Origin of the sequence: Polaromonas sp., from assembly GCF_013817205.1 — a bacterium.
Taxonomy (GTDB): Bacteria; Pseudomonadota; Gammaproteobacteria; order Burkholderiales; family Burkholderiaceae_C; genus Polaromonas.
In genome coordinates this window covers 43,116-54,469 of record NZ_JACDDD010000013.1, presented here as the reverse complement: position 1 = coordinate 54,469, position 11,354 = coordinate 43,116, and the positions used below count along the sequence as shown (strand labels likewise).

Sequence of the window (11,354 nt, the reverse complement as noted above, 5' to 3'; positions counted from 1 at the left end):
TGCGCGTCCTCTTGGTGACAAGCTCGTATCCGCTGGCAGCAAGGCTGATTTGTTTCATCGACATATAACGCTTCTCAGAACTCACCGGTTGGCTGAGTTTTGCAGAGATTCCCTAGAGCAAGCACGGGCCACCAGCGGCAAATAGCGTCTACCACCCCCCGGTGGCGCCGATGCCGCCGCTGACAATGTGCGCGATCTGCCTGTCCGCCATGTTCTGGCCGATGGGCTCGCGTGACGCCGTGGTGACAGATTTTTCCTTGTCTGATCCTGATGGTGGCGGGATCGTCACCTCGGGCGATGCGGGCAGGCGCGCAGGGACCGATGGCGGCACGCTCACGGGCGCCACAGCCATTACCCCGCCTGCCGTGGCCGTCTTACCTGAATAGGCGCTCAGAAACCCATTCTTGTCACCGGCCACGTCCTCGTAATATTTGCGCGGGGTTGTGCCGTTGGCGTCCGCTGGGCCGGTGCCGCCCTTCGCGACCGCGCTGGCGCCACCCATGAGGGTCATGCTTTGCCCGCTCTTCGAGGCCTCTGATGGCGCACATGGCGCCCGTTGCGTACTCGCACACCAGCAAGGATGTCATTGCCCGGTGTAAATCTTGATCAGCTTTATCTTGCAGTTGGGGCAGCGGAACGGGGCGCGAATCCCCTGACGCAGGTTTGGTTTCGGTCACTCGTGTCCGTTGGACATCCGCTGGATTGATAGACTTCGTTTCAGCCATGATTGCAACTCCTTTTGCTTTGGTGGTCAGGCGGGGCAGGTGTCACTACCACCATCCCCGCCGCCTTACTGCCCAGCCAAAACCGCCGCCGGGCGTGGCGGTTTCTCAGTCCCTCGGCTTCATGGCCTTCTGCAGCAGCAGCGCAGTTTTCATCCGTTTTAGTTCAGCATTCATCCGCCGGGTTACCGCGTTCACCGACTTGTTCAGCGAATCAAGATCGGTAGTACTGATTTCCTTGAGTCGCAGAGCATCCATGCCGTCAAACAGGACACGGCGCAAATCGCCAGTGGTCTTGGCTTGAGCCATTTCCTTCAACAATTCATTTCCTCTCGTCGTCCTTGGCTCCTTTGCCTTACTAATTCTTTCACGCACCCACTTGCTGCCGCCAAGTAGCGTTAACTTTTCCTTCTGGGGCGCGGTCATCCGCACGGTCACGGGGATCGTTTCGACACCCTCCTCAAGTGCAGGGCGCCCCGACTTCCGTTTGATGCTTGGTTTCTTTGTCGTCATGCCGATTAATGTATGCGTTTATTTATGAGCGTGCAAGTCTTTTTGTATGCGTTTATTTGGTTTAATTTCACTCGTAGCTCACATCCTGCCCAGTTCCACCTCAGCCGACGACAGGCTGCGGCTGCACCAACTCGTGTGAGCGTTCGGAGTCTCTCCAGTGTGCTGACCCGCTGTGTCAGCGCATGGCACCGACGTTGCAGTAAAAACCGGTCGATTTATGCGGCTCGCTGGGGCAGCTTGATGATGTCGGCCCCGGCGATCAGCTTGTCGATATAGTCCGCGTACCACTGCAATGCACTGGCGACAGCAGCCGCGTATTGAGCGTGGTTGTATGCGCCCCGTGTGGCGTTCTTTTCTTTGTGCGCAAGGATTGCCTCCACCACATCTGGCGCGATGCCCTGCTCATTCATGGCGGTGGACGCTGTACCGCGTAGCCCGTGCGGCTTGAAGTCGCCGGGAATGTCACCTGAGCTGCGCAGACGCGAAAACAGGTGGTTGATGGCTTGCTCAGTCATCGGCTCGGACAACTTTTGCACTGAAGGGAACACCCATGGCGATGCACCGGACAAGTACCGAGCCTTTTCCAGCAGCGCCATGGCCTGCGTGGACAAATACACAGTGTGGGGTCTGGGCGCCTTCATGTAGCCGTTGCCGCCCACGGTACGGCCCGGAATTGTCCAGGTGCATGCGTCCAGATCAAAGTGCTCCCAGCGCGCTTTGCACACGTTGTCCTTGCGCGTCACGACGAGCATCAGAAACTCCACGGCCAACCGAGTTCCTTGGTGCGCTCCGCACGTCCGTACTGCCTCCACAAACTCACGTATTTCGCTTTTGACCAGATGCCTGTAATGCACTGCCGGTGGTGTATTCACCAGCCCGCGCATGGGCGTGGCCGGGTTGTAAGTCACCAGTAGCTTTTGTTCGGCGTAGTTGAAAATACGCTCAATGATGGCCCGGATATTGTTCGCTTTGGTCGGTGTGTTCCGCATACCTTCCAACAGTCGCAGTACATCACGGGCGTGGACCTCACTCAGCGGCAACTTGCCGAAAGCTGGGTAAACGTCGTTTTTCAGCCATGCAAGGGTTTGCTTTTGGCTTCGGGCCGTCAAGGTCGCCAGCTTTTCGGCAATCCAGACGCGGGTAAATGTTTCGAACGTGTCGGCTTGCGCAGATTTGGCGATGCGCTCGACCTTTTCGAGCTGCTTTTTGCGAGCTGGATCAATGCCGGTGGCAAGCTGAGTGCGAAGGACTTCGTGAGCGTCTCGCGCCGCCTTGATGCCGATCAGCGGATACCTCCCAATGGTCACCTTGGTGCGCTTGTTGTACAACCGGTAGGAGTAGCGCCAAATTTTTGACCCGCTGGGCAGTATGTCCAGGTACAGGCCCCCACCGTCTGCCAGCGGGTAAGCCTTGTCCCGTGGATGTTTGGCCTTGATCTTTGCATCCGACAGGGTGTAATTCAATGCGCGTGCAGTTGGAGCCATGATGGAGCCTTAGAGCCATGGCTTACCGAAATTGGAGCCATTGAATCCGGATTATGGCTCCAAATCTGTCGGCTTGCTTTATATGTCTTTGGACGTTGAAAACAAAAAAGCCCAGTGAAATCAATCAACTGGGCCATCCTGTTAGCCGTCTTTGGCCGGCTTTAGACGCTATTACATATGTTCGATCATCACCTGGCCGAAACCGGAACAACTGACCTGGGTCGCGCCATCCATCAGACGGGCGAAGTCATAGGTAACCTTCTTGGACGCAATCGATTTCTCCATGGCGCTGATGATCAGGTCAGCCGCCTCCGTCCAACCCATGTGGCGCAGCATCATCTCGGCCGACAGGATTTCGGAACCCGGGTTGACGTAGTCCTTGCCGGCGTATTTCGGAGCTGTGCCGTGCGTGGCCTCGAACATCGCTACCGTGTCGCTCAGATTGGCGCCCGGGGCGATGCCAATGCCGCCGACCTGCGCAGCGAGTGCGTCAGAGACATAGTCGCCATTGAGGTTCAGCGTGGCAATCACGCTGTATTCGGCAGGGCGCAGCAGGATCTGCTGCAGGAATGCGTCGGCGATGCTGTCCTTGATGAGGATGTCCTTGCCCGTATTGGGGTTCTTGAACTTCATCCAGGGGCCGCCGTCGACTTCCACCGCGCCGAATTCCTTTTTCGCCAGCGCGTAGGCCCAGTCGCGAAAGCCGCCTTCGGTGAACTTCATGATGTTGCCCTTGTGCACGATGGTCACGCTGGGCTTGTCATTGTCAATGGCGTACTGGATGGCCTTGCGTACCAGGCGCTCGGTGCCTTCGCTGGATACCGGTTTGATGCCGATTCCCGAGGTGTTGGGAAAGCGGATCTTCTTGACGCCCATCTCGTCCTGCAGGAACTTGATGAGTTTTTTGGCCTTGTCGGATTCGGCTTCGAACTCGATGCCGGCATAAATGTCTTCGGAGTTCTCGCGGAAGATCACCATGTTGGTCTTGTGTGGCTCTTTCACCGGCGATGGCACACCTGCGAAGTACTGGATGGGTCGCAAACAGACATAAAGATCCAGTTCCTGGCGCAATGCCACGTTGAGCGATCGGATGCCTCCGCCGACAGGGGTGGTCAAGGGGCCCTTGATGGACACCACGTAGTCCCTGACCGCAGCCAGTGTCTCCTCAGGCAACCAGACGTCAGGACCGTAGACCCGGGTCGACTTTTCACCGGCATAAACCTCCATCCAGTGGATTTTCTTCTTGCCACCGTAGGCCTTGGCCACAGCAGCATCCACCACCTTGAGCATGACCGGCGTGATGTCCGCGCCCGTGCCGTCGCCTTCAATAAACGGTATGACGGGCTCGTCCGGGACATTCAATGAATTGTCGGGATTGACGGTGATTTTTTGCCCTTGGGCAGGCACTTTGATGTGCTGGTACATATGCGACAGGCTCCGGTAGATACTGGGTCAGCAATAAAAAATGCCTGAAACAGCTTAGGTGGTTACCCGTAAATTCTATCTGTAAAAGAACAGCAGGCATTGTTTTGAGGGTGGCCTGTCAACCGTTTGCAAACGGCCACCGTTACGGTGGGACCCCGGTAATTTTCCGGGGTCCATCACAACTTACATACGAGGAATTTCCATGAACAAACTCATCGCTGCCCTGATCGCTGGCTTTTTTGCCATTGGTGTTTTCGCGCAAACCCCCGCGCAGCCAGCACAGCCGGCCAAGCCAGCAATGCCTGCTATGCCTGCTACACCGGCTACACCGGCTACACCAGCTACGCCTGCCACACCAGCTAAGCCTGCTACACCAGCCGCAGCTGCGACGCCTGCCATGCCTGCAGCCAAGGTAGACGCCAAAGCCGCTAAAGCCGAAAAAGCTGCTGCCGCCAAAAAGGCCAAGGAAGACAAAGCCGCTGCCGCCAAAGCCGCAAAAGCTGAAAAAGCCGCTGCTGCCACGAAAGCCAAGGAAGAAAAAGCCGCCGCTGCAAAGAAAGCCAAGGAAGACAAAGCTGCCGCTGCAAAGAAGTAATTTTCGCGCACACCTGAAATGCCCGCATTGCGGGCATTTTTTATGGCGGTCGTTTATGCTGGCCGTCTGACCAAACATCGGTGATTTCATGCTCCATCACACACCTTTCGGCGCAGCGAGACTCCGCAGCACAGTCTGCGCAGTTTTTATTGCCGCCTGCGCGCTCACAGCGACAGCCCAGGACGCGCCACAAATCAACCTACAGCGCAGCACCCTGTCCGCTGGCATGCACCAGATCGACGTGCAACTGGCTGCGACGCCCGCGCAGCGGCAGACCGGCCTGATGTTCCGCAAGAACATGCCGCAGGGTGAAGGCATGCTGTTCATTTTTGAGGAAGCTGCGCAACAATGCTTCTGGATGAAAAACACCCTGCTTCCCCTCACCGCCGCCTTTGTCGCCGACGACGGCACCATCGTCAACCTGGCCGACATGAAGCCGCAGACGACGGATTCACACTGCTCGGCAAAGCCGGTGCGTTATGTGCTGGAGATGAACGTCGGCTGGTTTGCCAAGAAGGGCATCAAGGCGGGCAGCCGCTTGCGCGGCAAGGTATTCCAGGCGGGCAAATAAGCAGCCCGCAGGACGGACGCCGGCCCCAAAACAGAGAAGGCGATCCGCACGGCTGCGGATCGCCTTCTTTTCTGCCCCTTGCCAGGAGACCGTTTCAGGTAGTGCGCTGCTTCAAGCCGTGAAAGCCGCCAGTGCCGCGTTCAAGGTCTTGCTCGGACGCATCACGGTGTCCAGCTTGGCCAGGTCGGGCTGGTAGTAGCCGCCAATATCCACCGCCTTGCCCTGCACGGCCTGGAGTTCGGCAACGATGGCCTGCTCACCGGTCGTCAGTGTCTTGGCCAGCGGAGCGAACTTGCCCGCCAGCGCCGCGTCTTCAGTTTGTGCGGCCAATTCCTGTGCCCAGTACATTGCCAGGTAAAACTGGCTGCCGCGGTTGTCCAGTTGACCAGTTTTCGGCGACGGATTTTTGTTATTGTCGAGCAGCTTGCCAGTGGCGGCATCCAGTGTCTTTGCCAGAATTTTCGCCTGGACATTGCCGGTCTTGATGCCGAGGTCTTCCAGTGACACCGCCAGCGCGAGGAATTCGCCCAGGGAGTCCCAGCGCAGGTGATTTTCCTCAACCAGCTGCTGCACGTGTTTTGGAGCCGAGCCGCCGGCACCGGTTTCGTACATGCCGCCGCCGGCCATCAAGGGGACGATGGACAACATCTTTGCGCTGGTGCCCAGCTCCATGATGGGAAACAGGTCGGTCAGGTAATCACGCAGGATGTTGCCGGTGGCGCTGATGGTGTCCAGGCCGCGCACCACACGCTCCAGCGTGTAGCGCATGGCACGCACCTGGCTCATGATCTGGATGTCGAGACCTGCGGTTTCGTGCTCGTGCAGGTACATCTTGACCTTGGTGATCATTTGCGCCTCGTGCGGGCGGTAGGAGTCGAGCCAAAACACGACCGGCATGCCGGAGTTGCGCGCGCGGGTCACGGCCAGCTTGACCCAGTCACGGATGGCCGCGTCCTTGACCTGGCACATGCGCCAGATGTCGCCAGCTTCTACATTCTGGCTCAGCAGCACCTCGCCGGTGGACATGTCGGTGATGTTCGCCACGCCGTCCTCGGCAATCTCGAAGGTCTTGTCGTGCGAACCGTATTCCTCGGCCTGCTGGGCCATCAGGCCCACGTTGGGCACCGTGCCCATGGTCTTGGGGTCAAACGCGCCATGCCACTTGCAGAAGTTGATGATCTCCTGATAAATGCGAGCAAAAGTTGACTCCGGCATGACTGCTTTGACGTCTTTCAGCCGGCCGTCGGCGCCCCACATCTTGCCGCCGTTGCGGATGGCTGCGGGCATGGACGCGTCCACGATGATGTCGTTGGGCGAATGGAAGTTGGTGATGCCCTTGGCCGAATCGACCATGGCCAGCTCGGGACGGCCTTCATGGCAGGCGTGCAGGTCGCGCTTGATCTCGTCCTGCTTGCTCTGCGGCAGCGTGCCGATCTTGTTGTAAAGATCGACCATACCGTTGTTGACGTTGACGCCTAGTTCTTCGAACAGTTTGGCGTGTTTCTCGAAGGCCTGTTTGTAGAAAATCCTCACGCAGTGTCCAAACACGATGGGGTGTGACACCTTCATCATGGTTGCCTTCACGTGCAGCGAGAACATCACGCCGGTCTTGAAGGCGTCGTCGATCTCCTTTTCATAGAAGGCTACCAGCTCCTTCTTGCTCATGAACATGGAGTCGATGATCTCGCGGTCCAGCAGCGCGACCTTGGGCTTGAGCACGATGGTCTTGCCGGTCTTTGTGATCAGTTCCATCTTCACGTCGCGCGCGCGGTCCAGGGTGATGGATTTTTCGCCATGGTAGAAGTCGCCGCCGTGCATGTGCGAGACGTGCGAGCGCGAGGCCTGGCTCCAGTCGGCCATGCTGTGCGGGTTTTTGCGCGCGTATTCCTTGACGGCCTTGGGTGCGCGACGGTCCGAATTGCCTTCGCGCAGCACCGGGTTCACGGCGCTGCCGGTGCACTTGTTGTAACGCGCCCGGATGTCCTTGTCCTCATCGGTCTTGGGGGCTTCCGGGTAGTCGGGGATCTTGTACCCCTTGCCCTGCAGTTCCTTGATCGCGTCCTTCAGCTGGGCCACCGAGGCACTGATGTTGGGCAGCTTGATGATGTTGGCCTGCGGCTTGAGCGTCAGCTTGCCCAGTTCTGTGAGAGTGTCGGCGACCCGCTGGTCTGCGGTCAGGCATTCGGGGAACTGCCCCAGAATCCGGCCGGCTACCGAAATATCGGCGGTCTCGACCTTGACGCCGGCTGGCGCAGTAAACGTGCGGACGATAGGCAGAAAAGCGCTGGTTGCGAGCAGAGGGGCTTCGTCGGTCAGCGTGTAGATGATGGTGGGTTGCTCGGTGCTCATCGCTTGTCTCCAGAACTGTTATGGGAACGCCACCGGCTGGGTCACAGACCGGCTGACATGATCGGATGGTGCCTGATTCCTTGAGGGAACGGGACCTGCCCTGCTCAGCATTTTATGTAACCCGTTACCACGATGCGAAATTACGCCTTCCTGAAGCCAACTATTTTTTGTCCAGACGAAAAAAAGGCCCGAAAGCTTCGGGCCTTTTTTGTGTCACGGCGCGCCGGACTGGTCAGGCGAAGTTGGCCGCCGCAAAGTCCCAGTTCACCAGTTTGTCGAGGAAGGTCTCAACAAACTTCGGACGCATGTTGCGGTAGTCGATGTAATAAGCGTGCTCCCACACGTCCACCGTCAGCAGGGCCTTGTCAGCGGTGGTCAACGGTGTGCCGGCCGGGCCGGTGTTGACGATGTCGACGCTGCCATCGGCTTTTTTCACCAGCCAAGTCCAGCCCGAACCGAAGTTGCCGACGGCCGACTTGACGAAAGCTTCCTTGAATGCGGCGTAGGAGCCGAACTTCGCATTGATCGCGTCAGCCAGCGCACCGGAAGGCTCGCCGCCGCCGGCGGGCTTCATGCAGCTCCAAAAGAAGGTGTGGTTCCAGATCTGGGCCGCATTGTTGTACACGCCGCCGCTGGATTTCTTGACGATCTCCTCGAGCGTCATGGACTCGAACTCGGTGCCTTTTTGCAGATTGTTGAGGTTCACCACATAAGCGTTGTGGTGCTTGCCGTGGTGGTATTCAAAGGCTTCCTGGCTGTAGTGAGGTGCCAGGGCATCAATCGGGTAAGGCAGCGGGGGTAGTTTGTGTTCCATTGTTTTCCTTGTGGGGTGTTGTGGTGATGTTGCGATGATAAGGGCGGCTTGTGACGACCATTGTAAAAAACTAAATCAGCCGGGGTGTTGAAACGGTCAAATCGACCTCGCCGTCGGCAAGGGTAGCGCGCAGCGCCTGGCCGGGCGCGGTATCGGCCACACCGGTCACCGCCTGGCCCTGCATGTCGGCCAGCCAAGCGTAGCCGCGCTGCAGCACCAGCTTCGGGTCCAGTGGCGCAAGCCGAAGTTGGGCCCGCTCCAGCCGGCGCTGCTGGTGCGCCAGGTTCTGGCCCAAGGCCTGCGGAAAGGCCAGACTCATCGCCTGCAAGTTGCTCTTTTCGCGCTGGATGGCGGACTGCAAGGCATGACGCAATCCCTGCGTATGGCCCCCCAGCCGGGCATGCTGCCGGGTGACCAGATGCGATGGCCGTGTGACGCGGGCCGCCGCCCAATCGAGCCGCTGGTTGCTGGCCTGCAGTTGCCGTTCGACGCCGCAACGCAGCCTGTCCTGCAGGTCAACCAGCTCACCCAGCCACACTTTTTGCGGTTGGGCACACAGCTCGGCTGCCGCCGTCGGTGTGGGGGCGCGCAGGTCGGCACAAAACTCGGCAATTGTGAAATCGGTCTCGTGGCCGACACCGCACACCACCGGGACAGGTGAAGCCACGATGAGGCGCGCGAGTTCCTCGTCGTTGAAAGCCCAAAGGTCTTCCATCGCGCCACCGCCGCGCACCAACAGCAGCACATCGACCTCGGCGCGCGCATACGCGAGCTGCAAAGCCTGGCGCAACTCCCCGGGCGCCTGCGCGCCCTGCACGCTTGCAGAGTAGATCACCACCGGGATGTGCGGCGCGCGGCGCTGCAGGGCGGTGACCACGTCATGCAGTGCGGCCGCGCCAAGCGAAGTCACCACGCCAATGGCTTTGGGCAGCAGGGGCAGCGCGCGCTTGCGGCCTGCGTCAAACAGCCCTTCGGCTTCGAGCTTGTTCTTGATCTGGACAAATCGCTCGAACAGATTGCCCTGCCCGGCCTGCTGCATGGCTTCAACGATCAATTGCAGTTCACCGCGCGGCTCGTACACCCCCAGCCGGCCGCGCACCTCGACCAGTTGGCCGTCGCGCGGCGGAAAATCGAGCAAGCTGGCCGCACGGCGAAACATGGCGCAGCGGATCTGGCCCTGCTCGTCCTTCAGCGAAAAATAGCAGTGCCCGCTGGCAGCACGCGAGAAACCGATGAGTTCGCCCTTGACGGCCACCGGGTTGAAACGCGCTTCCAGGCTGTCGGCGATCGCTCGTAACAATGAACCAACTGGCCAGATTCGCACACCCGACCGGGCGTTGGTGGCAGACGGAGGCGGGAAAAATGCCTCAGACACTCCAAAACCCCCTGATTTCATGCGGGTAATACTCCACAGATGCTGATGAATTCGGGGTGAAACCCGTGGTTTGCCGGGGAGGTTCGCAAATGTTCGTGCAAGCCATTGATTTTAAATAAGTTTATTGTGCTCAAATTTTCATCGTTTTGTCACAGCCGCCATTTGGCGCGGCTTGGGGAGGCACCAGCCCGTACTTGCTCACAAAGTTATCCACATGTTCTGTGGGCTACGTCCTACAGACCCGCCCGGTGCGCGATGGAGACAGTACGGCAACCGGAACTCGGGGTGTCGGCCGGGCTGGGCCATAATCCACAGCAATCATCAGCTTGGAGATTTGCCCTTGTTTTCGATCATACAAGCCGCAGGCTGGCCGATCTGGCCCCTCATAGCCTGCTCGATTCTGGCGTTGGCACTCGTCGTTGAGCGTTTTGCGAGCCTGAAAACCGCCAGAATCGCCCCGCCCCAGCTCCTGGACGAAGCCATCACCGTATCGCGCGGCGGAGTGCCGGGCACTGACGTGGTCTCGCACCTGGAACACAATTCCCTGCTCGGTGAGGTGCTGTCCAGCGGTTTTCGCGCGCTCAACACCAACCCCCGCATCAGCGAAGATGACTTGCGCTCGACGCTGGAGGGAGCCGGCCGGCGCGCCGCCCACACACTGGAGCGTTACCTCGCCGCGCTCGCCACGATTGCCTCGGCGGCGCCGCTGCTGGGCCTGCTGGGCACCGTGATCGGCATGATCGAGATTTTTGGCTCACAGGCCGGCAGTGGCGGTGTCGCCGGCGGCAACCCGGCGCAGCTCGCACAAGGCATTTCGATCGCGCTTTACAACACGGCCTTCGGCCTGATCGTGGCCATTCCGTCGCTGATCTTCTGGCGCTATTTCCGGGCCCGGGTTGACGGCTACCTGCTGACCATGGAAATTGCGTCCGAGCGTTTTGTGCGGCACCTGAACACGCTGCGCAAATAATGGCCCCCACGCTCGTCGCTTCGCGTACGTCGCTGCCCCCCGAGGGGGCGCATTTTTTCTTGGGGCGGCCCGGCGAAAAAACATCAGCCCCCAAGCGGAGACCATCATGAATTTCCGCCGTTCGTCACGTGATGAACCGGAGATCAACCTGATCCCCTTCATCGACGTGCTGCTGGTCGTGCTGATCTTCCTGATGCTGTCGACCACCTACAGCAAGTTCACCGAACTGCAAATCAAGCTGCCGGTGGCTGACGCCGACCAGCAGCGCGACTACCCCAAAGAGGTGATCGTCGCCGTCAGCAGCGACGGCCGCTACATGGTCAGCAAGATGCCGGTGGACGGCCGCAGCATCGAGGCGCTCAGCGCGGCCCTGACCGCCGCGGCCAAGGCCGGCAAGGACAGCGTCATCATCATCAGCGCCGACGCCAGTGCCAGCCACCAGTCAGTGATCACGGTGATGGAGGCAGCCCGGCGCAGCGGCCTGACCCAGATCACCTTTGCCACCCAGAGCGCGGCCCAAGCCGGCGCCAAATAGC

At 59.4% G+C, this 11,354-nt stretch carries 11 protein-coding genes; 4 read left to right on the top strand and 7 right to left on the bottom strand.

The window, feature by feature from the left end; genetic code table 11:
- Positions 1–148 precede the first annotated feature (148 nt).
- From H0W47_RS05085 to icd, 4 genes are all read right to left on the bottom strand, one after another.
- Complete coding sequence (locus H0W47_RS05085; RefSeq protein WP_296921516.1) at positions 149–511, bottom strand: hypothetical protein; 363 nt, start codon at positions 509–511, stop codon at positions 149–151.
- 319 nt (positions 512–830) lie between these two features.
- A complete protein-coding gene (locus H0W47_RS05080; RefSeq protein WP_296921513.1) occupies positions 831–1,235 on the bottom strand; it encodes a hypothetical protein in 405 nt (134 codons plus the stop codon).
- 215 nt (positions 1,236–1,450) lie between these two features.
- Positions 1,451–2,719, bottom strand: a complete 1,269-nt coding sequence (locus H0W47_RS05075; RefSeq protein ID WP_296921511.1) for a tyrosine-type recombinase/integrase — start codon at positions 2,717–2,719, stop codon at positions 1,451–1,453.
- Positions 2,720–2,890: 171 nt separating this feature from the next.
- Entirely contained in the window at positions 2,891–4,144 is a 1,254-nt protein-coding gene (gene icd, locus H0W47_RS05070) for an NADP-dependent isocitrate dehydrogenase (RefSeq protein ID WP_296921509.1), read from the bottom strand.
- A 202-nt stretch (positions 4,145–4,346) separates the two neighbouring features.
- Between icd and H0W47_RS05065 the strand changes: the two genes are divergently transcribed.
- Positions 4,347–4,739, top strand: a complete 393-nt coding sequence (locus H0W47_RS05065; protein ID WP_296921507.1) for a hypothetical protein — start codon at positions 4,347–4,349, stop codon at positions 4,737–4,739.
- Between the two features lie 88 nt (positions 4,740–4,827).
- Positions 4,828–5,310: a DUF192 domain-containing protein gene (locus H0W47_RS05060; RefSeq protein WP_296921504.1), complete on the top strand. Its 483-nt coding sequence runs from the start codon at positions 4,828–4,830 to the stop codon at positions 5,308–5,310.
- 111 nt (positions 5,311–5,421) lie between these two features.
- On the opposite strand, the gene H0W47_RS05055 is transcribed toward H0W47_RS05060, so the two are convergent.
- The 3 genes from H0W47_RS05055 to xseA form a co-directional block, all read right to left on the bottom strand.
- Positions 5,422–7,659: an NADP-dependent isocitrate dehydrogenase gene (locus tag H0W47_RS05055; RefSeq protein WP_296921502.1), complete on the bottom strand. Its 2,238-nt coding sequence runs from the start codon at positions 7,657–7,659 to the stop codon at positions 5,422–5,424.
- Positions 7,660–7,891: 232 nt separating this feature from the next.
- Positions 7,892–8,473, bottom strand: coding sequence for a Fe-Mn family superoxide dismutase (locus H0W47_RS05050; protein ID WP_296921500.1), 582 nt, complete (start codon positions 8,471–8,473; stop codon positions 7,892–7,894).
- A 70-nt stretch (positions 8,474–8,543) separates the two neighbouring features.
- Complete coding sequence (xseA, locus tag H0W47_RS05045; RefSeq protein ID WP_296921498.1) at positions 8,544–9,773, bottom strand: exodeoxyribonuclease VII large subunit; 1,230 nt, start codon at positions 9,771–9,773, stop codon at positions 8,544–8,546.
- A gap of 415 nt (positions 9,774–10,188) precedes the next feature.
- Between xseA and H0W47_RS05040 the strand changes: the two genes are divergently transcribed.
- Complete coding sequence (locus tag H0W47_RS05040) at positions 10,189–10,818, top strand: MotA/TolQ/ExbB proton channel family protein (protein WP_296921496.1); 630 nt, start codon at positions 10,189–10,191, stop codon at positions 10,816–10,818.
- 106 nt (positions 10,819–10,924) lie between these two features.
- Positions 10,925–11,353, top strand: coding sequence for a biopolymer transporter ExbD (locus H0W47_RS05035; RefSeq protein ID WP_296921494.1), 429 nt, complete (start codon positions 10,925–10,927; stop codon positions 11,351–11,353).
- Position 11,354 lies beyond the last annotated feature (1 nt).

Excerpts from the sequence above, each read along its gene's own strand:
- H0W47_RS05085 (WP_296921516.1), bottom strand. The coding sequence starts at position 511 with ATGACCCTCATGGGTGGCGCCAGCGCGGTCGCGAAGGGCGGCACCGGC.
- H0W47_RS05080 (WP_296921513.1), bottom strand. The coding sequence starts at position 1,235 with ATGACGACAAAGAAACCAAGCATCAAACGGAAGTCGGGGCGCCCTGCA.
- H0W47_RS05075 (WP_296921511.1), bottom strand. The coding sequence starts at position 2,719 with ATGGCTCCAACTGCACGCGCATTGAATTACACCCTGTCGGATGCAAAG.
- icd (WP_296921509.1), bottom strand. The coding sequence starts at position 4,144 with ATGTACCAGCACATCAAAGTGCCTGCCCAAGGGCAAAAAATCACCGTC.
- H0W47_RS05065 (WP_296921507.1), top strand. The coding sequence starts at position 4,347 with ATGAACAAACTCATCGCTGCCCTGATCGCTGGCTTTTTTGCCATTGGT.
- H0W47_RS05060 (WP_296921504.1), top strand. The coding sequence starts at position 4,828 with ATGCTCCATCACACACCTTTCGGCGCAGCGAGACTCCGCAGCACAGTC.
- H0W47_RS05055 (WP_296921502.1), bottom strand. The coding sequence starts at position 7,659 with ATGAGCACCGAGCAACCCACCATCATCTACACGCTGACCGACGAAGCC.
- H0W47_RS05050 (WP_296921500.1), bottom strand. The coding sequence starts at position 8,473 with ATGGAACACAAACTACCCCCGCTGCCTTACCCGATTGATGCCCTGGCA.
- H0W47_RS05035 (WP_296921494.1), top strand. The coding sequence starts at position 10,925 with ATGAATTTCCGCCGTTCGTCACGTGATGAACCGGAGATCAACCTGATC.